Genomic DNA, 25,047 nt, shown 5'->3' on the forward strand with positions numbered 1-25,047 from the left:
GTCCCGACGTGCTCTCGCACGTCCACCCGACTCCCTTGTCCACTACCCAGAGTGAAGGCATGTGGGGCGAAAAGCCAGAGGAAGACGGAAATCTGCGGACAACAAATCGGTTTCGGACGGCAAGTCGGACACGGAGCGTGATAGTGGATGATGCGGCTCCGTCTTCTCGCCGCCGGGCATCACGGCGCCGGGAACCTCCGCTCGTTGCGGTCGATCTTCGCGTCCAGCGCCGCCAGCGGATCAATGCCGAGCACCTCGCACAGTTGCAGCAGATAGGCGAGTACGTCGGCGACCTCGTCGGTGACCCGGTGGGCGGTCCCGGGGTCGTCCATGACGCGGGCCGACTCCTCGGGTGTCAGCCACTGGAAGATCTCGACCAGCTCGGACGCCTCGACGCTGAGCGCTGCGACGAGGTTCTTGGGGGTGTGGTACGGCCGCCAGTTCCGGGCGGCCGCGAACTCGGCCAGCCTGCGCTGCAGCTTCGCCACGTCGAGGTGTTCTGTCACGGGTCCAGGTGTACCACCGTGACCCCGCGCGCCCCGATGGCCCAGGAGGCGTCGCTCACCGCGCCGACGAGGCGGACGTGGCCGCGCTCGCACATCCGGGCCGCGAGCCGGAGCAGTTCGTCACGCTGGCGCGGGTCAAGGCTGCGGTCGAGGCCGTCGGCGAGCACGGTGAGCGTCTGCAGGGCGGCCGGCACCTCGCCGGCCGGGTCGACCTCGAGCACCCCCGGTCCGGTGAGCAGCACCAGCGCGAGGGCGACGTAGCGCAGTTCGCCGTCGCCGAGCCGCCCGAGGGCCGTGCCTGTGCCGTGGCCCCGGTCGAGCAGCGCGCGGACCCTTCCGTCCCCGAGGGGTTCGGCGCGTACGTCGACGACCGGTCCGGTGCATCCGGCCCGTACGGCGGCGACCAGCTGGGCGTGCCGCCGGCCGCACTCGGCGCGGGTGCGCCACAGCACGTCGGCGAGGTTGTCGCAGCCGCCGAGCAGGCGACCGGTGCCGGTGGGGACGGGGAAGCGCATGCGGCCGGGACGTGGGTCGCAGGCGAAGACGGAGCGCAGGGCGACGACCATCTGTTCGGCGGCGGCGAGGACGCGGCGCTGACCTCGGGTGCGGCCGGCCACCCGGAGCGGCAGCAGCGCGGTGCCGAGCCGGTCGTCGGGCAGGGACGCGCGGGTCATCGGCGACGGACCGCCCGTGTGCCAGGCGGCCTCGACGGAACGCCGGGCCGGGTCGCGCAGGGCCGTCTCCAGCAGGACGACGCCGTCGGCCGTCAACCGCTCTCCGACGAGGCGCAGTTGGGGCTCGGCCTGGACGGCCACGTCCAGTCGGACGGGTCCCTCGGGACCGTCGGCCGTGCAGCCGATCCGGAAGCCGCGGCGGCGCTGGCCGTCCGGCCGGGCGCCGTCGGGCACACACGCGGCCGCGTCCGGGAACGCCTCCCCCAGCGCGGCCCCGCCGCCCAGCCGCGCCAACGCCGCGTAGGCCCGCAGCGCGCTCGTCTTCCCACTGCCGCTGCGCCCGGCGAACAGCGTGAGCGGCCCCAGCGGAAAGTCGGCCCGCCGATGCCCGGCGAACGCGGACAGCCGCAACTCGGTGAGGTGGGGACGGCCGGGGAGCCGCGCGGCGGGCGCCTCGGAGGCCTCGGAGGCCGCGGAAGCCTCGGAGGCCGCGGAAGCCTCGGAAGCCGCGGAAGCCGCGGAAGCCTCGGAAGCCGCGGAGGCCGCGGAGGCCTCGGACGAGGGCGATGGACGCGCGGGCGTGGACGGCGAAGCCATGACCGGACCGTAGGCCTCCACAACGAGGCCGAACCGTTCCACCAGTCCACGGTTCCTACGAACGGGCGACAACGGGTGTTGCCGAACTCCCGGTCGACGGGGGTTCGGCAACCCGGCCGACGGGGGTTCGGCAACCCGGCCGACGGGGGTTCGGCAACCCGGCCGACCGGGGCTCTCCGCCCCGGCACGCAGGTCTCAGACCCCCGGGAGTCCCGCTCCCTCCATCAGGCCGCTGACCTCCGTGCCGGGTGGGGTCAGGAGGAACACGTTGCGGTCGACCCGGTGCATGCCGCTGGCCAGGCCGAAGACGACTCCGGTGCTGAAGTCGAGGACGCGTTTGGCGACCTCGGTCTCGGCGCCGGTCAGGTCGAGGAGGACCGGGATGCCGGCCATGAGCGTCTCGGCGACGTCGCGGGCGTCCGCGAAGACGTTCACGCGGAGGACGACGAAGCGACGGCGGGTCTCCGTCTCGGCCTCCGGAAGGGCTCGGTGGCCGACGGCGGACGGCCAGGCGTCCCGGCCCCGCAACGGCACGACCTGGGCGAGCCCTTCCCACTGCTCATCGGTGACGTCGTAGCGGTTCACCGGCTCCCCCCGAACTGACTCGCCTTCATTGCCTGCACCAGCCAATTCTTACGCCAAGTCACCCGTTCGGCCCAACAGCGACACGGTGCGCGACCGTCACAGAGGTCGCAGGGGGATGGCGTAGAGCCGCGCCTTACCGCCCTGACACCGGACTCTTCACCACCGGTGGCGGCCCGTTCACCGGCGCGACTGGCTGGTCAGGATCTACGCCGCGCGGCGCGGGGAACTGGGGCGGCGGGTGGCCGGACTGGTGCTGCTGCGGTTCGTCGGGGTCGCGGCCGTCGTATGGCTGCTGATCGACGCGTACTTCGTCGTGCGTGAGCCGGCGACCTGGGCGGACCGGTCCCCGCCGCCGTCCGGCCCGTCCGGCCCGTCCGGCCGCGGCGCCGCTCGTGCTGTCCCCGGCGCTGGTGAGCGCGGCGGTCGCGGTGGCGGGGTCGCCGCCGCTGCGCATGCCGGTGGTGTCGGCGGCCGTCGATCGGAACCGGACCGGGCCGGCCTTCGTCTCCCGGCTGGCGCTGCGGGTCACAACACCGGGGGGCGTGCGCTCGCGCCGCACTTCACCCTCGCCACCGGGCAGGACATGAATCCGTACTGGTCGGTCGCCGAGGGTCCCGCCACGCTCGCCGCCCACACGACGGCCCACTATGAACTACGGCCGCCCGCGGGGAGGTTCGGGGCTGCCCGGGCCGGGGTGCGGATCAGGTTGCGGGCCTTCACCGCCTCCCCGCAGACGCTGTCGAGCGTGGACGTGCGCGCGGTGCCGGAACCCCCGGAGGGACGGTGCGTCAGGCCGGGGTGCGGGTGAAGCGGAGCTTGGTGGTGACCGCGGTCAGGCCCTTGATCATGCCCAATTGGTTCCAGCCGAGGCCGAACTCGGAGCGGTCCACGGTGAATTCCGCGTCCAGCGTGAGCGCGTCGGCGTCCGCCTGCGTCAGGCGCGCGACGAGGGTCTGCGGTCGGCTGATGCCGCGCACGGTCAGCTGGCCGACGACCTGCACGGTGGAGTCCTGGCGGAGTTCGGCGCCGCGGACCACGAAGGTGATCTCGGGGTGGTTGTCGGTGTCGAAGAAGTCCTTGGACCTGAGGTGCGTGTCGCGCTTGGCGTTCTTGGTGTCGAGGAAGGCGGCGTCCAGGGTCAGGGTGCCGACGGCGGAACCGTCGGGGCCGACCTCGCCCTGGCCGGCGACCCCGGCGAAGGCGCCCTTCACGGTGACCAGGCCCCACATCGTCTTGTGCTGGAGGGCGACGGTGGAGGCGGTCGCATCGAGCTGCCACAGCCCGGTTTCCACGGCGACGGTCATGATCCTTCTCCTGCCGAAATAGTTCAACTAGATAGTTCAAATTTGGATGAGGTTGATGACGGGCAGACTAGCCAGTTATCCAAAACTGAACAACCCTTGTCATGCAAATTTGGACAACGGATACACTCGAAACCATGGCAGACCTCGATGAGCACCACGCCGACCTGCCCGGATGCCCCTCGGCGCAGAACGTCGGACTACTCCCGCCCGAACTGCGCGCGTGGATGCTCATGCTCGCGATGACCGGGGCGGTGGAGCAGCGGCTGGGCTCCGTCGTGAAGGAGAGGCTCGACGTCTCGCACGACGAGTTCCTGATCCTGTGCCTGCTGGCGGAGCAGCCCGCGGAGAGCCACAGCCTGCGCATGACCCGCATCGCCGAGCTCCTGGGCCGCCCCAAGACCCGCCTCACCTACCAGATCGCCTGCCTCCAGCACGCCGGCCTCGTCACCCGCAGGTCCGTGTGCGGCGACAAGCGCGGCGTCGAGGTGGCCCTCACCGACAAGGCCCGCCGCCTCCTGGAGGAGGCCTCCGGGCCCCTCGCCGAGACGGTCACCCAGGCGCTGGAGAGGTTCACGGGCCCGGCCCAACGAGAGGCGGTGTCGGCACTGCTGCCGGACCTGGACGGCTGCGCCGCTCCCACCCCGCCGACTCCGGAACGCTGAGGCTCGCAGGCGGCTGCGGAGGCGAGGGCAACCGGGTGGGTCAGGCGGCTGCCGTTGCCTCCGGGGGTGCGGTGGGGTTCGTCTCCGCCTCCGTCAGCAGGTGGGTCAGGGTTGCTCGGGCGCGGGCCACTCGGGAGCGGACCGTGCCGACGGGGCAGCCTCCGGCCTCGGCGGCCTCGGCGTACGGCATGCCGAGCAACTGGGTCATGACGAAGGCCTCGCGGCGGTCCTCGGGCAACGCGGCGAGCAGGTCGAGCAGTACCACCCCGTCGTCGAACCCCGGCAGCCCGCTCGGCTGGGCCCGCTCGACCGCCGCCTGCCAGTCCGGCACGTCGGCGGGGCGGGGCCGGGCAGCGGCGTACCGGTAGCTGTCGATCACCGCCCGGCGGGCGATGGAGAGCAGCCAGGAGCGGGCCGAGGAACGGCCCTCGAAGCGGTGCAGGCTGCCCAGTGCCCGCAGGAACGTGTCCTGGGCCAGGTCGTCCACCGCCTCCGGGTCGGCGCACAGATGCGCGACGTAGCGCAGCACGTCCCGATGCAGCGCCCGCACGAAGTGTTCGCCGGCGGCACGGTCGCCGCCCCGTGCGGCAAGGGCCCAGGCGGTTATCGAGGCATCCCGCGCGCTGACCTCGGCAGCTGGGCCCCTCCCAACCCGCCCTGTCGTCCCGACAACCCCTGTCGGCTCCACGCTTTCGGCGCTTTCCGGCTTTCCGGACTTCTCTCGGGCAGCGGGCAGGACGGTAGTCGTCACCGGATGTCCTTCTCGGGTCGTCCCGGACCCCGGCCGGTCGGCGTGAAGGGCGCGACGGTGCGTGGTCCGGTGAGTGGGAGGCGGCCGTACGACGTCGTGGTGGGCGTACGGCCGGGACCCGAGGCCGCACAGGGGCGGTCTCGGGGCGCGAGCTGTCGTCAGGCGACAGCGCCTCCCACCGGGGGACCCCGGGAGATGATCGAGTGGACGAGGAGAAGCAGCCGCGGGGCGCGCGCGGAGCGGCGTCGGCGGGCCGGCGGGCGGGGGCGGTGCGTCGGCTCGGGCAGCGCGAGCAGCAGTCGTAGCGGCGCGGCGAGCCGTCCGGCGACCGCCCGCAGGATGCGGAACGCGGCCCGCTCCCCGCACGCCAGCCACAGTCCGCACAGCAGCGCGGCCAGCAGGTGCGCGCCGAGCATGCCGAGGGAGGAGGAGCCCTCGCCCAGCCTGGCCATGACGCCCAAGGGGTCCATGAAGTCCAGGGAGTCCAGCGATCCCGGGGAGTGCAGGGGGGTCATGTGGCCCATTTGGCCCATCGGTTCCGTGTACGCCATGGGCCCCACGTCTGTCTGCCCCGGGTGGGACATGGCCCCCATGTGCGCCATGTGCGCCATGTCCAGGGAACCCGTCCGCACCGCGCCCGTGCCGGGCTGGGCCAGGGAGAAGCCCGTGTGCAGGGCCGTCTGGGCGGCGACCACGGCCGAGACGATCAGCGGCAGCCCGCGTTCCCGCCCGGCCAGGCCCCATCCCACCGCACCGGTCGCGCCGAGCCCGGCGGCCAGTGTCCACCAGGGGACGTGGACGCCGGACATCATGACGTGCCCCAGGGCGGCGAGCAGCACACAGACAGCCGCGAACACCGCGGCCCGTAGTGTGCGTGCGCCCCACCCTGTCGTCATCGCGCCTCATCCTCGCATCCGGGCGTCGATCCATGTCTGAGTACGGAATTCACGCCCGCTGTTCTCAGCGCGATGTCAGGCGTCCGCACATCGCTGAGCGCGCGGGCGTCGGGTTCGACTCGTCCTGCAACCACTTCGCGTCGAAGACGGCGCTGTGCCCGACCACGACCACCACCACGACCGGGACCACGGCCACAGCCACGACCACGACCACAGCCACGGCCACAGCCACGGCCACGACCACGGCCACAGCCACGACCACGGCCACAGCCACAGCCACAGCCACAGCCACGGCCACGGCTCGTTTCCCGACACGCCATTAGACTTAAATCGTTCGTTCTCTTGAATCGTTCGTGTTTAAGGAGGTAGATTCGGCGCCATGACTTCACCCCAGCCACCAACCACCGCCGAGGAGCTGCGTGGTGCCGGCCTGCGGGTGACGGCAGCCCGGGTCGCGCTGCTCGAGACCGTCCGGGCGGGTGACCACCTCGGTGTCGAGGCGGTCGCCGCCGGTGTGCGCGACCGTGTGGGCCACATCTCCCTGCAAGCCGTGTACGAGGCGCTGCACGCGCTCACCACGGCGGGACTCGTGCGCCGTATAGAACCGCCCGGCAGCCCTGCCCTGTTCGAGGGCCGGGTCGGGGACAACCATCACCACCTCGTGTGCCGTTCGTGCGGCTCCGTCGCCGACGTCGACTGCGCGGTCGGCCACGCGCCCTGCCTGACCGCCTCCGACGACCGCGGCTTCGCTATCGACGAGGCCGAGGTCATCTACTGGGGCCTGTGCCCCGACTGTTCCACCGCCCGCAGTTCCTGAGCACCGCGATCCATCCAGTGAGCACCGCGATCCACCCAGTTCGGAAGGATTTCCATGACTGAAAACCACGACGCGATCGTCACCGACTCGAAGCCGGAGGAGACGAGCGGCGGCTGCCCGGTCGCGCACGGGCGCGCCCCGCACCCGACTCAGGGCGGCGGCAACCGTCAGTGGTGGCCGGAGCGACTGAACCTGAAGATCCTCGCCAAGGACCCTGTCGTCGCGAACCCGCTCGGCGAGGAGTTCGACTACGCCGAGGCGTTCCAGGCCCTCGACCTGGCGGCCGTGAAACGGGACATCGCCGAGGTACTGACCACCTCGCAGGACTGGTGGCCCGCCGACTTCGGCAACTACGGCCCGCTGATGGTCCGTATGGCCTGGCACAGCGCCGGTACCTACCGCATCAGCGACGGCCGCGGCGGTGGCGGCCGCGGACAGCAGCGCTTCGCGCCGCTGAACAGCTGGCCGGACAACGGCAACCTGGACAAGGCCCGCCGTCTGCTGTGGCCCGTCAAGAAGAAGTACGGCCAGTCCATCTCCTGGGCCGACCTCATGATCCTCACGGGCAACGTCGCCCTGGAGACGATGGGCTTCGAGACCTTCGGCTTCGGCGGCGGCCGCGCCGACGTCTGGGAGGCCGACGAGGACGTGTACTGGGGTCCCGAGACCACCTGGCTCGACGACCAGCGCTACACCGGCGACCGTGAGCTGGAGAACCCGCTCGGCGCCGTCCAGATGGGCCTCATCTACGTCAACCCCGAGGGCCCCAACGGAAACCCGGACCCGCTGGCCGCGGCCCGCGACATCCGCGAGACGTTCCGCCGCATGGCGATGAACGACGAGGAGACCGTCGCCCTGATCGCCGGTGGTCACACCTTCGGCAAGACCCACGGCGCCGGCCCGGCCGACGCGGTCGGCAACGACCCCGAGGCCGCCTCCATGGAGGAGCAGGGCCTGGGCTGGAAGTCCACCTACGGCACCGGCAAGGGCGGCGACGCCATCACCTCCGGTCTCGAGGTCACCTGGACCACCAAGCCCACCCAGTGGAGCAACGACTTCTTCGACATCCTCTTCGGCTACGAGTGGGAGCTCACGCAGAGCCCCGCCGGCGCCAACCAGTGGGTGGCCAAGGACGCCCAGGCGATCATCCCCGACGCCCACGACCCGTCGAAGAAGCGTCTGCCCACGATGCTCACCACCGACCTCTCGCTGCGCTTCGACCCGATCTACGGTGAGATCTCGAAGCGCTTCCACGAGAACCCGGACCAGTTCGCGGACGCCTTCGCCCGCGCCTGGTACAAGCTGACCCACCGTGACCTGGGCCCGAAGTCGCTGTACCTCGGCCCGGAGGTCCCGGCGGAGACGCTGCTGTGGCAGGACCCGCTGCCGGAGGCCACGGGCGAGGTCATCGGCGCCGGTGACATCGCGGCCCTGAAGGCCAAGCTCCTCGAGTCGGGCCTCACGGTCTCGCAGCTCGTGTCCACCGCGTGGGCATCAGCCTCGACGTTCCGCGGCAGCGACAAGCGCGGCGGTGCCAACGGCGCCCGCATCCGCCTGCAGCCGCAGCGCGACTGGGAGGTCAACAACCCGGACGAGCTCACCCACATCCTGCGCGTCCTCGAGGGCGTCCAGGCCGACTTCAACTCCGGTGCCGCCAAGAAGGTCTCCCTGGCCGACCTGATCGTCCTCGGCGGTGCCGCCGCGGTCGAGAAGGCCGCCAAGGACGCCGGCTTCGACGTGGAGGTCCCCTTCACGCCGGGCCGTGTGGACGCGACCGACGAGCACACCGACGTGGAGTCCTTCGCCGCGCTGGAGCCGACCTCGGACGGCTTCCGCAACTACGTCGGCAAGGGCAACCGCCTGCCGGCCGAGTACCTGCTGCTCGACCGCGCCAACCTGCTCACCCTCAGCGCCCCCGAGCTGACCGTCCTCGTCGGCGGCCTGCGCGTCCTCGGCGCCAACCAGGGCGGCTCGTCGCACGGAGTCTTCACCGACACCCCGGGCAAGCTGACCAACGACTTCTTCGTCAACCTGCTCGACCTGGGCACGACGTGGAAGTCCACCTCGGCGGACCAGACGACCTTCGAGGGCCGCGACGCCTCGGGCCAGGTCAAGTGGACCGGCACCCGCGCGGACCTCGTCTTCGGCTCCAACTCCGAGCTGCGCGCCCTCGCGGAGGTCTACGCGAGCGACGACGCGAAGGAGAAGTTCGTGAAGGACTTCGTCGCCGCCTGGGTCAAGGTCTCCAACCTGGACCGCTTCGACCTGGTCTGATCCAGGTCGGCTGATTGCGTCGACGCCCCGGCCGTCCGGCTTCCACCGGACGACCGGGGCGTTGTGCTGCGGATCTCCCGGCCGGGTCGGATCGTCACACGGCAGGTGGCGTCGCCGCGTCCCGTCGCGGTGGTGATCGGGTCGAGCTTCAACTGGAAGGCGTAGTGCCGGACGTAGCGGTCGGGGTGGTTGTACGACTGGAAGGACGACCAATTCGAATCGGCGAGCCGGCGAATCGAAGTGGCGTACGTACCGGTCCTGGTAGTTGAACGACCGGAGCCGGTTGACCGCCGTGCTGGGCCGGCGGGCCAGGACGCGGCTCTCCTCGGCGGCCGTCAGGTTGAGGATCGCGCCGTGGCGCTCGGTGGTCCCGCCCATGGCGTAGACGCCCGACGCCGGGAGCCGGTAGCCGGTAGCCGGTACTCGGCCGAGCTGGACGGATCGGTCGTCAGGACCGGCATGTAGCCCCTTCCCGGCGGCGTACCGGTCCAGGCGGAATTTCATCCACATCGGCCCCTCCACCTGCGAGCCGGTGAGGCCGATGCCGTCTGGCCGTCGTCGGAGGCCCGGACGTGGTGGTACGCGCCGACTCCCGGCGGCTCCTCGACGATCTGCGTGTCGATGATGCCCTGGGGCCGGGGCGGTCGAGGTAGGGCTGCGGGGTGGTGACGGCGCGGAAGTCGGTGGTGCGGGCGTAGTCGATGCGGTGCTTCAGTACGCCGTTCAGGGGCGCGTTCGTCGCCCGGTGCAGGACGTGGTCGGGCCGCCGACCCGAGCCGGCTGATGACCCACTTCATCGGGGAGGGGGGCCACACCCTCGCCGTCATCGTCGGCCTCGCCGACGGTGCCGCCGCCCTGTCCGAGACCAAGCCCCAGCACGGCACGAACACGCTGCGCATCATCGCCGACAGCGGCCGCGACGCCCTCGGCGAGCTGCGCCGGCTGCTCGCCGTCATCGGGGCCGAGGCCGAGGACACCCCGCGCGGCGACGCCCCGCTCGCCCCGCAGCCGGGACTCGCCGACCTCGACTCCCTGCTGGAACGGTTCCGGGCGGCCGGCCCGACCGCCACCCTGGACACCCAGGGCGACCTGACCGGGCTCTCCCGGGGCCTCCAACTCGCCGTCTACCGCATCGTGCAGGAAGCCCTCACCAACACCCTCAAGCACGCGGCTCTCGACACCACCGTCACCATCACCCTCACCACTGACGCCGAGGCCGTACGCGTCACTGTCGACGACACCGGTCCGCCCCGCGGCACGCGTGCCCGCGGCACCGGCAAGGGTCTCGTCGGCATGCGCGAACGCGCCGCCCTCTACCAGGGCGAGGTCACCTCCGGCCCCAACCCGCGCGGCGGCTGGAGCGTCCGCGCACGTCTCGTCCCCGTCCCCACCACGCACCCGGAGAACCCGGCATGACCACCGTCCTCATCGTCGACGACCAGGCTTTGCAACGCCTCGGCTTCCGCATGCTGCTGGAGGCCCAGCCCGACATGACCTTCGCCGGGGAGGCCACCAACGGCAGCGAAGCGGTCCGTATGGCCGCCGATCTGCGCCCGGACGTGGTCCTGATGGACGTACGGATGCCCGGCAGCCTTCGGCCCCTCCGGACAGGGACTCACCAGCACGGTCCTGCACGACGTCGACGGCCCGGTCGGCCACGCCCAGCAGATCCTCACGGTCCGCCCGCTGCCGGGCGCGTGAGGACGGCGCTCACCTCGAGCGGCGAGCACGGGCGGAGCAGCGGTTCACTGGACGCTGAGCATGCCTTCGCGCAGGCGGGTCAGAAGGCGTGTGATCAGGCGGGACACGTGCATCTGGGAGACACCGAGGCGTTCGCCGATCTGGGCCTGGGTGAGTTCCTCGACGAACCGCCAATGAATGATCTTGCGGTCCCGTTCGTCGAGCTCGGCGAGCAGCGGTGCGAGGGCATGGAAATCCTCGACCAGGCCGAGGGCCGCGTCCTCGTCACCGATGAAGTCCTGCAGCACGGCCTCGCCGTCCTCGCTGCCACCTATGGCGGCGTCCAGCGAGGCGGACGTGTAGCCGTTGGAGGCGAGCCTGGCCTCGACGACCTCGTCCTCGGGCAGGCTCATCAGCTCGGCGAGTTCCCTGGTGGTCGGTGTCCGGCCCAGTCGGCTGCGCAGTTCCTCGGTGGCGCGGGCCAGTTGGACCCGGGCCTCCTGCAGCCGCCGGGGCACGTGCACGGCCCAGGACGTGTCACGGAAGAACCGCTTGATCTCACCCACGATGTAGGGGACGGCGAAGGAGGTGAACTCCACCTCGCGGGACAACTCGAAGCGGTCGATCGCCTTGATGAGGCCGATCATGCCGACCTGGACGATGTCCTCCATCTCCTCCGGCCCACGGCTGCGGAACCGGCCGGCCGCGTAGCGCACCAGGGACATGTTCATCTCGATCAGCGTGTTCCGGGCACTCTGGTACTCGCGCGTGCCCTCCTCCAGCACCGCCAGCTGATCGAAGAACAGCTTCGACAACTCCCGCGCGTCCTTGGGAGCGACCCGGGAGGGCTCAGCGATCTCCGGTACGTCCACCGTCTGCCCAGCAGTCTGCATCGTCGCCGTCGCCATGACGCGTCCCTCCCCATTGATCAGCCTGGTCCCGGTCGGTTCGCACCGACGTCCGCCCGCCTACCCCGAGCCGAGGCACGCATGCCTGGGCTTCCGAAGTCTTCTTGGCGGCATCGGAGCGTGCGGCCGTCACCGGGGTGCGGCTTCGACGCCGGGAGTGAGGCGGTGGGTGCCGGGCATCTGCTTTCTCGGGCTCGTCCGGCGGCCCGCAACGATCTGTCCTCTTGGTTCAACGGGAGATACGGCGTGATCCTCGACGGCGAACCCGCGCCCGCTGCTCGTGGTGTAGCACCCGACACGGATGCCCGCAAGCAACTCCTGCGCCGCCGCCTCGAGCGGCTGATAGGCGTGGCAGCCACCGAAGGCAATGAACTCGCGCCCCTGCGCAACGGCGACGAGATCTTCCCCGCGATGCTCGGCGTGATCCGTTCCGCCCAGCACACCATCGACATGATGACGTTCGTCTACTGGCGCGGTCAGATCGCCCGCGACTTCGCCGCCGCTCTCGCCGACCGGGCCCGCGCGGGGGTGCGGGTACGGCTGCTGCTCGACGGATTCGGCGCCAAGCGGATCGAACAGCGACTGCTGGACCTCATGGACGTCGCAGGTGTGCAAGTGGCCTGGTTCCGCAAGCCTGTCTGGCTGTCGCCGCTCAAACAGAACCACCGCTGCCACCGCAAGGCTCTCATCGTCGACGAGCACATCGCGTTCACCGGCGGCGTCGGCATCGCGGAGGAATGGTGCGGCAACGCCCGGAACCCCGGCGAGTGGCGAGACACCCACGTCCAGGTGCGAGGCCCGGCCGTGGACGGCATCGCCGCCGCGTTCGCGCAGAACTGGGCCGAGTGCCACGACGAACTCTTCGACCACCGCGACCGCTTCACCGAGCACCACCAGACCGGCTCGTCCATTGTTCAGGTGGTGCGGGGCTCCGCCAGCATCGGCTGGCAGGACATGCAGACCCTCGTCCGGGTCATGCTCACCTCCGCCGAGAAGCGCTTCCGCCTCGCCACCGCCTACTTCGCACCCGACGCCTACTTCGTCGACCTGCTGTGCCGGACCGCCCGCCGCGGCGTGCGGGTCGAGATCCTGCTCCCGGGCCCCCATACCGACCAACGTGCCTGCCGGCTCGCCGGCCAGCAGCACTACACACGGCTGCTCGAAGCAGGGGTCCACATCCGGCAGTACCAGCCGACGATGATGCACGCCAAGATCATCACAGTGGACTCGGTCGCCGCCCTCATCGGATCCAGCAACTTCAACCGCAGATCCATGGACCACGACGAAGAGGTCATGCTCGCCGTCCTCGACGAGACGTTCACCGCCGCGCTCGACCGCGACTACGACGCGGACCTGGAACACAGCGTCGAGATCGGCCTAGGCCGGTGGAGACGCCGAGCGCTGCTCCAGCGCACCAAGGAAGCGGCGGTGACCCCGTTCCGGCGCTTCCTGTGAGCGCACGTCCGTCCCTGTCGGCGAGCCGCAGGCACTGCTCTGGCTCCAGCGCGGCCTCGTCGCCGCAAGTCGTCCGCCGCGAAGGAGCGGTGCATTGTCCCGGCGACCCGCAGAAACGGCTCGGACGGCGGCCGGCACGCCGATTCCCATGCCGTACGGCATGACAGTGGGGTCGAACGGGAGATCACCGACCCGCCAGACACGCCCTAAACCCTGTGCTCCACCGCTTCCTGAGCCATCTCCACGAACCGCCCCACCTTCGGATGCCCCCCGTGCTCCGGGTACACCAATTGCAATGGCACCATCGGGGCGTCCGGGATCTCCAAGAACGAGACAAACGTATGAATATGCTGGCGGCCCACGAACTCCGGTACGACCCCGAGCCCCTTGTTCGCCGCCACCGCCTCCAGCCATTCATCGAAGTTGCGGCACACCACCGCCACATCAGGCCGTCGGCCCGCCGGCCAGTCGTCCAGATTCGTCGTCCCGCTCACCTCGTTCAGGACCAGATGGTGGTCGGCGATCTCCTGCCAACTCATCTCCTCCCGCCCGGCAAGCTCCGAACGCGTCGATACGGCCACGATCCTGCGCTCGTGTAACAACGTCGTCGACTGCATGCCCGGCGGCGCCGCTACGCGCCCGCGCAGCACCGCGACGTCGGCATACCCCCGGTCCACACCGCCGAGCTTCGCGTCATGGCGTTGCACGCTGACCGACAGGCCCGTCTCCGCCTCGAAGCGCGCGATCGCCACCTGAGGCCAAGGGGACGGGAAACCCCATGCGAAGCCCACCCGGAACGCCTCGTCCTCCTCTTCGGGCCACAGCACCGCCTCCAACCTCGGCATGAGGACGCTCAACTGTTCGTAGAGCGCCTCACCGTCCGAGGTGAGCGTCACCTGTCGCGTCGTTCGTTCGAGCAGGCGTCTGCCCAGCCCGTCTTCCAGACGTCGCATGGTGCGACTCAGCGTCGGCTGGGACACGTCCATTCGCTTTGCCGCACGGGTGAAGTGCCTTTCCTCTGCCACCGCCAGGAACCCGCGCAGATGGTGCAGCTCGATACCCATATCCGACACCATATGAGCAGGCGTCAAAGAACCGGCCCCACTCGGAAGGCGCGGCGGACTTCCTTCGGACCTTGTTCACTTCCCTTCAACCATCCCCACACGACCGGCAGTTGACTGCCTTCGGCGACACTCATGACATGAATCCCGACAGGGTCTCCCTCACCCCCTGACGTTGCTCAGATCACAGTCAAACCGCCACCTCGACCCGGACAGGACCCGGACATCGAGTCCGGGCCCCCCGACGTACGCGTATCGCGTTTCGGGCTCAGCCCTGGTACTCCTCCTGCGTGACATGCTCCTTCCACTGCGTCGGGCCGTCGGTGACAGCGATGTGCGTCATGAAGGTCCCCGGACCGGCACCGTGCCAGTGCTCCTCGCCCGGGTGGCAGACGACTGTGTCCCCGGCCCGGATCTCCTGCACCTCGCCGCTGCGGAAGCCCAGGAGCCCCACGCCCTCGGTGACGTGCAGGACCTGGCCGGCCGGGTGGCGGTGCCAGGCACTGCGCGAACCGGGAGTGAAGAGGACGTTGCGCACTTCGGTGTTGGCGGTCGCGCCGATGCGCGGCCACAGCCAGACATCGCCGTGGAACCGGTCCTCGGGCCCCTGGATCGCGTCGCCCGGGTGACGGATGACATCCATGATGTGTACTCCTCAGTTCGTGTTCGGTGTCATGTGAGAGCTCCGATGAGCCCCATTGGTGTGTTCGTTGCTGCCGGGGAGGCGAGAGCCGGTCCTACGACGTCACGGTCTTCGCGCCCTCCCCCGCCCTCCCGGCGATCAGCATCAGCGCCGCGGCGGCGACCGACACGGCCGCGAGCAGCGCGTTCGTCGTGCTGAACGCCTCCGGCGCCGTGCCGGTGCCTTCGGCCAAGGCGAGGTAGACCGTGCCGAAGACCGCCACGCCCATCGTTCCGCCGACCTGGAGCGTCGTGTTGAACAAGCCACTTACGTCGGGCGCGTACTCCGCCTCGACAGACTCCGTCAGATGCGCCAGCGTCCCGCTGAACGCCGCGCCGTAGCCGATGCCACCGATCCCCAGGAGCACCACCAGCCACGCCGCGGTCTGCAAGCCTGCCGCCACCCCGGCGAAGGCCACCGCCATCAGCAGGGCGCCCACCGGGGCCGCCAGGCGGCGCGTGCGCGCGCCCGCCCGCCCCAGGATCGGGCCCACCAGGGCGAACGTAGCCACCCACGCGATGGGCAAGAGCCCTGCGTACACCGCGCTTTTGCCCAGGCCCTGCTGGAGGTAGAGCGCGAGGACGAAGAGGAGGGCGAAATAGCCCGCGCGGGTGGCCGCCTGAGACACCAGCGCCAGGGCCACGTGGCGGCGAGCGAGCAGCGCCACGTTCATCAGCGGCTCGCCTCCGCGCCGCGCGATGTCCCGCTCGACCTTCGCGAACAGCGCGAACGTCGGCAGCGAAACGGCGAGCGACGCCCAGGCCCACCACGGCCAGCCCGCGTCCTGCCCCAGCACCAGTGGCGCAACGAGCAGGAACAAGGCCGTGGACAGCAGGCCCACGCCCCTCAGGTCCAGCTTCTTGCCGCCGAGATCCTCGTCGGCCGGCAGGAACACGTACGACGCGATGAGCAGGGCGATCCCGATCGGCACATTGACGAGGAAGATCGGACGCCATCCTGTCCCCAGGATGTCCGCCGAGACCAGGACCCCACCGAGTGCCTGCCCGATGACTGAACTCGCGCCCAGGACAGCGGTGTACGCGCCGAGTGCGCGGCGTCGCGCCGCCCCCTCGAAGTTGACCTGAATGCCCGTCAGGACCTGTGAGACCATCAGCGCCGCGCCCCCGCCCTGGATCACCCGCGCCGCCACCAGCGTGACGCCGTTCGGCGCGAGGCCGCAGGCCAGCGAGGAGAGGGTGAACACCGTGAGGCCCGCGATGTACGTTCGGCGCCGGCCGCGGATCTCACCGAGACGGGCTCCGGTGATCAGCAGCATCGCGTACGCGAGGGTGTACCCGGAGACAATGAGCTCCAGCTCGCCGCTCGAGGCGTGCAGGCGGTCTCGGATCGAGGGGATCGCCACGTTCACCACGGCGATGTCCACGTTCCCGAGGAACATGCCGCCGAGCAGGGAAGCGAGCACCCAGCCCGCACGCCGCCCGGGCTGTCGGGGGCCTTGTGACCCCGTGGTGGTCGCCTTCGACCGATTCTCCAAAGTGATCTTCACGGATTTCTTCTTCGCCTGGGGCTGGTAGGTACTGTCGCGACGCGGTCCGGCGGCGCCCGACCGAGCGTGCTCTACACCGCATCCCTCTGCACCAGCTGGAACTGGATGCCCCGGGAAGTGGTGGGCTGTGTCCACGCGTTGAGGTTCGGGCCGACCGGAACCGGCTCGCTCGTGGTCAGGTCGACGCCCAGCCCCTGAATCGCCCGCATGATCGAGGGCACGTCATCGACCTCGACGCCGATGTGCTCCATGCGGGCCTGATTGCCCTCACCCAGACGGCGCTCGCGTGCCTCGGGCGTGGTGGGCTCGATGAGCTCGATGCGGCCGTCGCCACAGTGGTAGAACGCGATCTTCACGTTCCGCTCCGGGACCTCCTGGGCACGCTCGAGGACCATCCCCAGGCTCTCCAGGAACGCCCGCGCCTCGGCGAGGTCGTCGACCACCACTCCGATGTGATCGATGCGCTTGAACATCTTCATTCCTCCTTCGAACAATCGATTTCGCGTACTAAGCACCGCTGACCAGCGGGTGGGGGGAGAGCGGTGGGGACGCGGCTGCGCCCTCCGTGTCGCTCCGGCCGACCACGACCCCTTCCCGGGAGAACTTGTTGTGCAGGGAAGCCTGTTGGGGCAGGTTCGACATGTTCAGAAGGAGAAGGTCCCCCTCCGTGCCCCGGTTCTCGAAGTGGTGCGCCCACCAGGCTGGGATCAACAGCACGTCGCCGCCGCTCAGTTCGACGGTCTCCTCCGTCTCGTCCAGGACGAGTACCCCCGACCCGGACCGCACGAAGTACAGGTGCCACCAGGAATGGGCGTGCGGGGTCGTGCGCTCGCCGGGGCGTACCGACTGGAACGTCATCGACGTGCCCGGCACGATCTCGTGGCCGCCGTCGGGTCCGGCCAGCGTCAGCGTGCCGTACTCCGAGTGCTCGGCCGCCTCCAGCTCCCCGGCCAGGGTCTCCCAGGGCCAGATCACGGGCGCCGGGGTCTCCTGGATGTGGCGCTTGCGGAACTCAAGGTACGGAAACTGACGTCCGGTCTGTACCGGCATGCTCTGCCTCCCGGGCGGAGTCGTAGGTGTGGGTGAGGGTGCTCGCACCCGCCGTCCGGGGGCGGCGGTGCGCGTCCGTGACCATGTCGCGGACCGCGGCGTCGGCGTCGCGGATGAACTGCGAGGCGATGCCGTGCCGGGGCAGCGCATGGGTGTAGAACCTGGGGCCCTCGACGAGATAGCCCACGGCCCAGGCGCCGCGCAGCGGCGTGCCCTGCGCCGTGAACGGACGGCCCCGCTCGTCGATGTCGAGCCCGCCGGGCGCGAAGTCGCCGTTGCGGTACGGGCGGACGAGCCCGCGCGCGAGCAGTGCGGAGGTCAGCGGCGAGCGGTCGCGCTCGGGGTGGAACGCGTCGAGCCGGGCGACGACCAGCGCGTCGGCGTGCCGGGCCTCGGTACCGCCCGGATAGTCGGTGCGCACCGTGTACCGGCCCTGCTCCCGATCCCGTACGAGCCGTCCGCCGGGGCCGCCGGCCAGGTCGACCACCCCGGCCCGCAGCAGGGCGAGCAGCTGGTGGTTGCGGTGGCGGGGCGGCCCGAAGGAGACCCGGTTCATCACCGGGACGTACACCGTGTTGAAGACGCGGTGCGACGCAGGTGTCAGGCCGCCGAACTCGACCGCTTCACGCAGTGCGGCCCGGGTGTCTCGGATGACGTCGGTGGCGGCCTTCACCGGGCTGGTCAGATTGCCGCGTTCGGCGTGCGCCAAGTCGTTGGAGACATGGTCGGTGAAGAAGCGCCGGAAGGCGGCCTGATCGGCGAACTCCTCTCCGGCCAGCGGGTCGAGGAGCTTCCCGACGATCCGCCGCTCGTCCTCTGACGGCTCGTACCCCTCGGGCGGCACGGGCCGGCCCTGCTGCGCTTCGCGGTACGCGTAGCCCATCTCCTTCACCAGCAGCGGCAGGACGTCCTCAACGAAGTCGAGCCTGCCGTCCGGGCGGACGCGGCGCAGTGCGCGCACCGCCTCCGGGGTGAAGAAGCGGGCCGGGTGACCGCCTGTGACGCCCTTCTGGTTGACGCCGCGCGCGCTGAACGGCAGGCACTGCCGGGAGAACAACAGGATGCGCGGCTCGCGCCCGGAGGGGCGGTACTCGGTGTCGGGGCCGGCGCCGTGGAAGGTGCCGCCGCGCCCGGCGGTGAGTTCGGAGATCACGTCGTGGGCCGTCAGGCCGAACCCCTGCACCGCGACAGTGGATCCGGGCGCGATGCGCTGGAGCAGGTCGACCGGGTAGGGCGTGGAGAAGTACGCCAGGTGCGGATTGCGGTCCGCGTACTCACGGGCGAACTCCCCATGGGCCCGGTCCTCCTCGGTGGGGACGCGCTCGCAGTGACCGGTGGTCAGGAACAGGTAGTCGACGGTGACGGTGAAGCCGCGGGCGAGGCGCACGGCATAACGGTCGCTGCCGACGGGTTCGACGTCCACGGCGCGGTCGCGGTGCTGGACGACCCGTACGGTGTCGGGCAGCGAGCGGAGTGTGCGGTCGAAGACCCAGCTCAGGTAGGAGCCGAGCAACCGCCTGGGCAGATAGGCGTGTTCGCCGACCGGTGCTCCGCTGTCGTCGCCGGTCGGGTGGTACGTGGTGTCGAAGGCGCGGTAGCCGACGGAGGCCGCCCATTCGGTGAACGACGGTCCGCTCCCCTCGGCGAACATCGACACCTGGCTGGCGACGGTGTTGGTGAGCAGATGTGCGGGCTGGCGCGCGGGGTGCGCGCCCTGGCCGCCCTCGCCCGGGTCGATCAGGTGGACGTCCAGCGTGTGTCCGTCGGGCAGCTCACCGGCCAGTTCGCCGATCTTCTGCAGCACGCTCAGGCCGCGCGGTCCCACGCCCACGACCGCGACGCGCAGCGCGGTCATCGCGCGGCCCCGCCGGTCCTGGCGGCGGCCGACAGACCGTCGACCGCGGGCTCGTGCAGGCATGCCCAGTCGGGTGCGCCGGGCATGGGCGGGAAACGCAGGGCCACTTGAGGGTCGTGGCCGGGAATGACGTGGTCGTCCCCGTCTGCCAGCGCCTCGATGGTGTCGTACCCCTCCAGCATCGGAGTGAGACCCTCCAGAATCGGGAACGGGCTGCGCAGGCGGATGTTGGCCCACAGGTGGGCGGCGTCACCGGCGAGCACCACCCAGCCGCGCGCGGTGGGCACCCGCACCACCTGCGAGCCCGGGGTGTGGCCGGGCACCGGGTGCACGGTGACGCCGGGAATGATCTCCGCCGCGCCCCGGTGCAGCACCAGCTGGTCCTCGAAGAGGGCTTGGACCGCGGTCTTCACGTTGACCGGCTCGAACGGCCTGCGCACCACGTGGTGGCGCATCGAGGGCCCGGTGCAGAACCTCAGCTCCTCCTCCTGGAGGTGGATCCGGGCGTGCGGGAATCGATCGAGGTTGCCCGCGTGGTCGTAGTGCAGGTGCGTGACGACCAGGTCGCGCACGTCCTCGGCGGCTACGCCGAGGTCGCTCAGCGCCTCCACCGGGTCGCGGAACAGGGTGCGCCCGCGTCGTCGTGCCATGTCCTCGGGGAATCCGGTGTCGACGAGCAGAAAGTGCCGGTCGTCGCGGACCACCCAGAGGTAGTAGTCGTTGGGCATCTCGGAGCCCGGGGTGAACTGGCCTTCGTCCAGGAGGAAGTTGTCGCGCGCGGGGCGCCCGAGGTGGGTGCCGAAGCGCAGCGCGAGTACCTCGTACTGCGGGGTGTCCCCGGCCACGGCGCTCACGCCCCCACCAGGTCGAGCCGGCGGCCCTGGGCCGGGACCGTCGCGGTCTCCTCCTCGAAGGGGAACCTCTGATCGCCGAAGGCGGGCACCAGCTGGTCGAACCAGGTGACCTCGGGGTCGAACCTGGCGTAGAACGGCTGGCGCACCAGGTGGCCGCGCCGGGCCTGCAGGAGTTGCAGGGCGAAGACCTTCTCGCCCCTGATCGTGGGCGTGCCGTCGACCATGACCTTGCCGGGGAAGGCGCTCATCGACGGGCCGCGCACGGTCCGTGCCAGGCCGGAGACGCTCGCGTAGGCGGCGCGGAAGATGTCGTACGCCTCGGTCAGCGGCAGCTCGAAGTACGCGCGGGCGCCGGTGTCGCGCTCGACGAACATGTAGTAGGGGATGGCCCCCAGGCGTACGCCCTCGGTCCACAGCTCGTGCCAGGCGGCCGGGTCGTCGTTGATGTGGCGCAGCACGGGTGACTGCATGCGCACCACAGCGCCGGTGCCGTTGATGCGGCGCAGGGCGTCGTGGGCGACGGCGGGGCGCAACTCGGCCGGGTGGTTGTAGTGCCCCATCAGGGCGAGGTGCTTGCCCGCGCCGACGACCCGCTCGAACAGGCGCAGCAGGTCGTCGGCGTCGACGTCGCTGACGAAGCGCTGCGGCCAGTAGCCGACTGCCTTGGTCCCGATCCTGATGTTCCGCACGTGCGCCAAGTCGGGGGCCAGGAGCGGTTCGAGGTAGCGCTCGAGGGTGGCGGTGCGCATGATCAGGGGGTCGCCGCCGGTGATCAACACGTCGGTGACCTCGGGGTGGCGGCGCAGGTAGGCGCACAGTCCCTCGGCGTCCTTGGCGGCGAAGCGCAGGTCCTCCTCGCCGACGAACTGGGGCCAGCGGAAGCAGAACGTGCAGTAGGCGTGGCAGGTCTGACCGGCGCTGGGGAAGAAGAGGACGGTCTCCCGGTACTTGTGCTGGATGCCGGGCACCACCTCACCGTCCAGCTGCGGCACGTTGTCCGTGAGCTGACCGGCGGGGTGCGGGTTCATCCGGGTCCGGGCCGCGTGGATCTCCTTGGCGAGCCGCTGCTTGTCGCCGGAACGCACCAGATCGCGCAGGGTCGCGTAGTCGTCCGGGTCGAGCATCGACTCGTGCGGGAAGTTGAGGCGGTAGATGGGGTCGTCGGGTATCCGGTCCCAGTCGATGAGTTCGTCGAGCACGTACTGGTTGGTGCGGAACGGCAGGACGTGGGACACGACCTCCACGGCCTCGCGCAGCTCGGGCGGAATGCGCTCCCACTGGGGCGCGCGCTTGATGGAGGAGCGGTTGTAGGGCTTGTACTTCGCTTGGCTTCCGGCGTGGCTGGACATTTCCATGGCGAATCTCCGTCATAGGGCTGGAAGAGGCTGGGAGGGCATTGCGGGGAACGGCGGCGCCAAGGGCGGATGCGGGGGCTCCCGCGCTTCTCTGCTTCCCCGCACCCGCCTGGTCTGGGGGTTTCCAGACATATGGCGCCGTTCGTTCGCCGCACCGGAAACGTAGCCCGGGAGAATCGGACGGGGGAAATAGCTTCCGGCGCACATTGATTCGCGTATCGCATGAATCTCTTCAATGAAGGCGGCGCATCAATCGCTTGTAGCGTGCATCAATGGCTTGGTCGAGGCTTTGGAACGGTGCTTAGGATCGGGCACCGTCCGGTAGCCGGGTGACGGTACCGGCCGCGTCTCATGTCACGGCACCCGCGCGACACGGCGCGGAACAGAAAGCGGGGGATCGTCCGTTGAACGGTCGGCTCAAGGTCGGCATCGTGGGAATGGGCCCGCGCGGACTCAGTGTCCTGGAACGCCTGTGCGCCAACGCGGCGGCGGACCCCGCCCGCGGCGCGGTGACCGTCCACGTCGTCGATCCCTCACCGGCGGGTGCTGGCCGCGTGTGGCGCACGGACCAGTCCGCGTCCCTGCTGATGAACACGGTGGCGGAGCAGATCACGGTCTTCACCGACGCCGGGGTCAGCTGTGCGGGCCCGGTGGTACCCGGACCCGATCTGTACGCGTGGGCGGCGTCGCTCGCCGCGGACCCCGGCGACCATCCGCCGGGCGTCCTCTCACAGGCGCGGGAGCTGCGACCCGACTCGTACCCCTCGCGCGCGCTGTACGGCCACTATCTGCGCTGGGCCTTCCAACGGGTCGTGCGCACCGCGCCCGCCCGACTGACGGTCCGCGTGCACCGTGACACCGCCACCGCCCTGGACGCCGGGCCCGGCCACGACGTGCTGCGGCTGGCGAGCGGTACTCGCTTACGGCTGGACGCGGTGGTCCTGGCGCAGGGGCACGTGCCCGGAGCCCGGGCGCGCCAGGGCCCCGGGCCGCGGCATGTCCCGCCCGGCAACCCCGCCGACGCCGGTCTCGGCGCGATCACCCCGGGCGAACCGGTGGCGTTGCGCGGCCTCGGGCTGGCGTTCTTCGACTACCTGGCCCTGTTCACGCGCGGGCGCGGCGGTCGCTTCGAGGAGCGGCCGGACGGCCTGCTCACCTACCGGCCCTCCGGTCGCGAGCCACGCCTGTACGCGGGGTCCCGGCGCGGGCTGCCGTACCAGGCGCGCGGCGAGAACCAGAAGGGCCCGGGCGAGCGCCACCGGCCCGTGCTCCTCACGCCGCGCACCATCGACACGCTGCGGGCCCGCGCCGCCGACGGGGGCGTCCGCTTCCGCAGGGACATCTGGCCGCTGATCGCCCGTGAGGTCGAACTCGTCTACTACAGGGCCCTGTTACGGCGTCGCGGCGCCACGGAGGAGTCCTTCGCCGCGTTCCTCCACCGCTATCTGGCGGCGCCTGCCGGAGGAGCGGCCCAGCAGCGACTGCTGGGCATGCACGGCATCACGGCCGGGGACCGCTGGGACTGGGACTCGCTCACCACCCCGTACCCCGACGAAGCCCTGCGCGGGCGAGCCGAGTTCACCGCATGGCTGACCTCGCACCTGGAACGCGATGCCGCGCTGGCGCGCGGTGGAAACGTGGACGAACCCGTCAAGGCGGCTCTCGACGCGCTGCGCGACCTACGCAACGAGATTCGCCAGGTCGTCGATCACGCGGGGCTCACCGGCGCCTCCTACCGTGACGAACTCACCGACTGGTACACGCCGTTGAACGCCTCCCTGTCCATCGGCCCGCCCGGACGCCGGATAGCGGAGATGGCCGCGCTGGTCCGCGCGGGCATCCTCACCCCGCTGGGCCCGGCCATGCGGGTGACCACGACGGCGACGGGATGGGCGGTGTCCTCGGCGGTGGTCCCGGGCGGGCCCGTGGCCGTCACCACGCTCATCGAGGCGCGGATCCAGGACACGGACGTGCGCACGACATCCGACCCGCTGCTGCGCCACCTCCTCGACACGGGCCAGGCGTTCCCGTACCGCATCCCCGACCCGGACGGCGGCCACCACGAGACGGGCGCCCTCGCCGTGACCCGCAGGCCCGCCCGCGTCCTGCACGGGGGCGGGTGCCCCTACCCCGGCCGCTTCGCGCTGGGCGTCCCGACGGAAGGCGTGCACTGGGCGACGGCGACGGGCATACGGCCCGGCGTGGACTCGGTGACGCTGGGAGACGCGGACGCCATCGCGCGAGCGGTTCTCGCTCTGGGCGTGACGCTCCCCACGGTCTCAGGACCGCCCACCGCCGCCGTCCCGGCGGGCGCCCGGTGAACGCGCCGGGCACGCTGCCCCGTGCGCGCTCCACGCCCCGCCCCGCCACCGACGGGTCACAGGGCAGCGGCCTGTCCACCGCGTTGACCGTGGCGGCCGTCACCGTTCTGACCTCACTGCCGGTGTTCCTGCCGGGCGCGGCCAACGGTCTCATCTCCGCCGAGTACGGCTGGAGTTCGACACGCATGGGCGCCGTGCTCGCGGTGTACTGGCTGGCCTCGCTGGCCGGTGCGTACCTCACCAAGCGCGCCGCCATGCCTCCGGTGATCGAACGTGTCCTGGCGGTCGCACTCGGCGGCACCGCGTTGGGTCTGGGGTGCGCGGCGGCGGCACCGGTGGTGGGCCTGTGGGTGAGTTCCGCGCTCGGCGGTTTCGCGTACGGCTTCACCCAGCCGCACACCAACGCCCTGCTCATGCGCCGCTGCCCGCCCCGTACCCGGGCGTTCGCCTTCGGCCTCAAGCAGGCGGCGGTTCCGGCAGCGACCCTGCTGGCCAGCCTGTCGATGCCGCTGCTGGCCCAGCCGGCGGGCTGGCGGCCGGTGTTCGGGCTGACAGCGGCACTGTGCGCGGCGGCGACTGTGCCGCTGCTGTGGAAATCCGAGCTTCGTGGCGTCCGGGCCGACGGGCCGGCGCGGCAGCGCGCCACCCCCCTCCACCGGGACCGCTACCTGCTGGCGCTGAGCTGCGCCGGGTTCTTCGGAGCGATGGTCGGCAACGGCCTGGGCGGATTCCTGCTGCTGTCCCTCACCACCCGGGGCACCTCGCTGGCAGTGGCGAGCACGGTCGCGACGGGTGGCGCCGCCCTCAACATCGCGGTCCGCCTGGGCGCGGGCTGGCTGATCGGACGCCGCCCGGGGGCGACCGGGCCCGCGCTGACGGCCCTGTTCCTGACTGGCGCGTGCGGGACGGCACTGCTCACTCAGACGCACCCGGCGCTGACCACCACGGGCGCCCTGCTCGCGTACGGCGGCGGCTGGGGCTGGGCAGGGCTGCTGCACTACGCGATCGGGCTGCCGTATCCGGGTCAGGAAGGGCGGGCCACGGCTTACAGCCAGATGGGGGTGTCGCTGGGCGCGGCAACGGGGCCGCTCATGTGCGGGGCACTGTTCACAGTGGCCCCGGCGGCAGGGTGGTGGGCGCTGACCGCGGCTGGGGCGGGGGCTGCCGGATGCGCGCTGGTGGCGCGACGGGGTCAGCGCTGAGCACCCCCGGCAGACGACCGGCCGGCGCCGCCCGCGCGCACGTGATGCGTC

Annotated in this window: 25 protein-coding genes and 2 pseudogenes; 10 read left to right on the forward strand and 17 right to left on the reverse strand. The window is 71.0% G+C overall.

Translation table 11 applies throughout. The features are described from left to right. Window positions 1-179 precede the first annotated feature (179 nt). From IG99_RS09995 to IG99_RS10005, 3 genes are all read right to left on the reverse strand, one after another. The gene (locus IG99_RS09995; protein WP_037671978.1) at window positions 180-506 is read right to left on the reverse strand and encodes a nucleotide pyrophosphohydrolase; all 327 of its coding nucleotides are present in this window, start codon (window positions 504-506) and stop codon (window positions 180-182) included. Further along, window positions 503-1,777, reverse strand: a complete 1,275-nt coding sequence (locus IG99_RS10000) for an AAA family ATPase (protein WP_078947631.1) — start codon at window positions 1,775-1,777, stop codon at window positions 503-505. The genes IG99_RS09995 and IG99_RS10000 overlap by 4 nt, the downstream gene beginning before the upstream one ends. Window positions 1,778-1,972: 195 nt before the next feature. Further along, on the reverse strand, window positions 1,973-2,362 hold the full coding sequence (locus IG99_RS10005) for a cell division protein SepF (protein ID WP_037671979.1): 390 nt from the start codon (window positions 2,360-2,362) through the stop codon (window positions 1,973-1,975). A gap of 238 nt (window positions 2,363-2,600) precedes the next feature. Between IG99_RS10005 and IG99_RS10010 the strand changes: the two genes are divergently transcribed. Beyond that, window positions 2,601-3,170 carry a hypothetical protein gene (locus IG99_RS10010; protein ID WP_037671980.1) on the forward strand — a complete coding sequence of 190 codons (570 nt, stop codon included), beginning with the start codon at window positions 2,601-2,603 and terminating at the stop codon, window positions 3,168-3,170. On the opposite strand, the gene IG99_RS10015 is transcribed toward IG99_RS10010, so the two are convergent. Further along, window positions 3,151-3,666 carry a YceI family protein gene (locus IG99_RS10015; protein WP_037671981.1) on the reverse strand — a complete coding sequence of 172 codons (516 nt, stop codon included), beginning with the start codon at window positions 3,664-3,666 and terminating at the stop codon, window positions 3,151-3,153. The genes IG99_RS10010 and IG99_RS10015 overlap by 20 nt on opposite strands. Window positions 3,667-3,800: 134 nt before the next feature. Here IG99_RS10015 and IG99_RS10020 point away from each other — a divergent pair, with 134 nt between their 5' ends. Further along, window positions 3,801-4,328: a MarR family winged helix-turn-helix transcriptional regulator gene (locus IG99_RS10020; protein WP_037671982.1), complete on the forward strand. Its 528-nt coding sequence runs from the start codon at window positions 3,801-3,803 to the stop codon at window positions 4,326-4,328. 40 nt (window positions 4,329-4,368) lie between these two features. Here IG99_RS10020 and IG99_RS10025 read toward each other — a convergent pair whose 3' ends face one another. The 3 genes from IG99_RS10025 to IG99_RS10035 all read right to left on the reverse strand — a co-directional run bounded on the left by IG99_RS10025 (window position 4,369) and on the right by IG99_RS10035 (window position 6,267). After that, window positions 4,369-5,079 (reverse strand): sigma-70 family RNA polymerase sigma factor, encoded by a 711-nt coding sequence (locus tag IG99_RS10025; protein WP_394297991.1) that lies wholly within the window; start codon window positions 5,077-5,079, stop codon window positions 4,369-4,371. Between the two features lie 158 nt (window positions 5,080-5,237). Next, window positions 5,238-5,975 carry a hypothetical protein gene (locus IG99_RS10030; protein ID WP_107055869.1) on the reverse strand — a complete coding sequence of 246 codons (738 nt, stop codon included), beginning with the start codon at window positions 5,973-5,975 and terminating at the stop codon, window positions 5,238-5,240. Window positions 5,976-6,039: 64 nt separating this feature from the next. Further along, a complete protein-coding gene (locus IG99_RS10035) occupies window positions 6,040-6,267 on the reverse strand; it encodes a hypothetical protein (RefSeq protein WP_199815476.1) in 228 nt (75 codons plus the stop codon). A gap of 87 nt (window positions 6,268-6,354) precedes the next feature. Here IG99_RS10035 and IG99_RS10040 point away from each other — a divergent pair, with 87 nt between their 5' ends. Then, complete coding sequence (locus IG99_RS10040; protein ID WP_037671986.1) at window positions 6,355-6,792, forward strand: Fur family transcriptional regulator; 438 nt, start codon at window positions 6,355-6,357, stop codon at window positions 6,790-6,792. Between the two features lie 54 nt (window positions 6,793-6,846). Beyond that, window positions 6,847-9,066, forward strand: coding sequence for a catalase/peroxidase HPI (gene katG / locus IG99_RS10045; protein WP_037671988.1), 2,220 nt, complete (start codon window positions 6,847-6,849; stop codon window positions 9,064-9,066). Here the strand turns inward: katG and IG99_RS52355 are convergent. Next, window positions 8,973-9,302 (reverse strand): AbfB domain-containing protein, encoded by a 330-nt coding sequence (locus tag IG99_RS52355; RefSeq protein ID WP_107055870.1) that lies wholly within the window; start codon window positions 9,300-9,302, stop codon window positions 8,973-8,975. The two genes, katG and IG99_RS52355, sit on opposite strands and share 94 nt — an antisense overlap. A 547-nt stretch (window positions 9,303-9,849) precedes the next feature. Here IG99_RS52355 and IG99_RS10050 point away from each other — a divergent pair. From IG99_RS10050 to IG99_RS50165, 3 genes and pseudogenes are all read left to right on the forward strand, one after another. Next, window positions 9,850-10,482, forward strand: coding sequence for a sensor histidine kinase (locus tag IG99_RS10050; protein WP_107055871.1), 633 nt, complete (start codon window positions 9,850-9,852; stop codon window positions 10,480-10,482). Continuing rightward, window positions 10,479-10,643: pseudogene (locus tag IG99_RS51630) on the forward strand (response regulator transcription factor); the annotation flags it as partial. The gene IG99_RS10050 and the pseudogene IG99_RS51630, both read left to right, overlap by 4 nt. A 16-nt stretch (window positions 10,644-10,659) precedes the next feature. Further along, window positions 10,660-10,767: pseudogene (locus tag IG99_RS50165) on the forward strand (thioesterase family protein); the annotation flags it as partial. A gap of 44 nt (window positions 10,768-10,811) precedes the next feature. On the opposite strand, the gene IG99_RS10055 reads toward IG99_RS50165, so the two are convergent. Continuing rightward, window positions 10,812-11,654, reverse strand: coding sequence for an RNA polymerase sigma factor SigF (locus IG99_RS10055; RefSeq protein ID WP_037671990.1), 843 nt, complete (start codon window positions 11,652-11,654; stop codon window positions 10,812-10,814). Between the two features lie 246 nt (window positions 11,655-11,900). On the opposite strand from IG99_RS10055, the gene IG99_RS10060 reads away from it, so the two are divergent. Next, window positions 11,901-13,109, forward strand: a complete 1,209-nt coding sequence (locus IG99_RS10060; RefSeq protein WP_037671991.1) for a phospholipase D-like domain-containing protein — start codon at window positions 11,901-11,903, stop codon at window positions 13,107-13,109. Window positions 13,110-13,315: 206 nt separating this feature from the next. Here IG99_RS10060 and IG99_RS10065 read toward each other — a convergent pair whose 3' ends face one another. From IG99_RS10065 to IG99_RS10100, 8 genes are all read right to left on the reverse strand, one after another. Then, window positions 13,316-14,173, reverse strand: a complete 858-nt coding sequence (locus IG99_RS10065) for a LysR family transcriptional regulator (protein ID WP_063768303.1) — start codon at window positions 14,171-14,173, stop codon at window positions 13,316-13,318. 265 nt (window positions 14,174-14,438) lie between these two features. Further along, on the reverse strand, window positions 14,439-14,813 hold the full coding sequence (locus IG99_RS10070; protein ID WP_037671996.1) for a cupin domain-containing protein: 375 nt from the start codon (window positions 14,811-14,813) through the stop codon (window positions 14,439-14,441). A gap of 94 nt (window positions 14,814-14,907) precedes the next feature. Further along, on the reverse strand, window positions 14,908-16,359 hold the full coding sequence (locus IG99_RS10075) for an MFS transporter (protein WP_234311789.1): 1,452 nt from the start codon (window positions 16,357-16,359) through the stop codon (window positions 14,908-14,910). Window positions 16,360-16,430: 71 nt separating this feature from the next. Then, window positions 16,431-16,832, reverse strand: a complete 402-nt coding sequence (locus IG99_RS10080) for a VOC family protein (RefSeq protein ID WP_158973166.1) — start codon at window positions 16,830-16,832, stop codon at window positions 16,431-16,433. 34 nt (window positions 16,833-16,866) lie between these two features. Further along, on the reverse strand, window positions 16,867-17,409 hold the full coding sequence (locus IG99_RS10085) for a cupin domain-containing protein (RefSeq protein WP_051865118.1): 543 nt from the start codon (window positions 17,407-17,409) through the stop codon (window positions 16,867-16,869). Continuing rightward, a complete protein-coding gene (locus tag IG99_RS10090) occupies window positions 17,372-19,264 on the reverse strand; it encodes an FAD/NAD(P)-binding protein (RefSeq protein WP_051865122.1) in 1,893 nt (630 codons plus the stop codon). Before IG99_RS10090 ends, IG99_RS10085 begins: the two co-directional genes overlap by 38 nt. Continuing rightward, on the reverse strand, window positions 19,261-20,118 hold the full coding sequence (locus tag IG99_RS10095; protein WP_199815477.1) for an N-acyl homoserine lactonase family protein: 858 nt from the start codon (window positions 20,116-20,118) through the stop codon (window positions 19,261-19,263). The genes IG99_RS10090 and IG99_RS10095 overlap by 4 nt, the downstream gene beginning before the upstream one ends. Beyond that, a complete protein-coding gene (locus IG99_RS10100) occupies window positions 20,115-21,473 on the reverse strand; it encodes a KamA family radical SAM protein (protein ID WP_199815478.1) in 1,359 nt (452 codons plus the stop codon). The genes IG99_RS10095 and IG99_RS10100 overlap by 4 nt, the downstream gene beginning before the upstream one ends. Before the next feature lie 437 nt (window positions 21,474-21,910). Between IG99_RS10100 and IG99_RS51380 the strand changes: the two genes are divergently transcribed. Together IG99_RS51380 and IG99_RS10110 are read left to right on the forward strand one after the other, a co-directional pair. After that, the gene (locus IG99_RS51380) at window positions 21,911-23,794 is read left to right on the forward strand and encodes an FAD/NAD(P)-binding protein (RefSeq protein WP_051865180.1); all 1,884 of its coding nucleotides are present in this window, start codon (window positions 21,911-21,913) and stop codon (window positions 23,792-23,794) included. Then, on the forward strand, window positions 23,791-24,996 hold the full coding sequence (locus IG99_RS10110; protein ID WP_051865125.1) for an MFS transporter: 1,206 nt from the start codon (window positions 23,791-23,793) through the stop codon (window positions 24,994-24,996). Before IG99_RS51380 ends, IG99_RS10110 begins: the two co-directional genes overlap by 4 nt. Window positions 24,997-25,047 lie beyond the last annotated feature (51 nt).

It is taken from the genome of Streptomyces griseus subsp. griseus, from assembly GCF_000720255.1.
Lineage (GTDB): Bacteria > Actinomycetota > Actinomycetes > Streptomycetales > Streptomycetaceae > Streptomyces > Streptomyces griseus_I.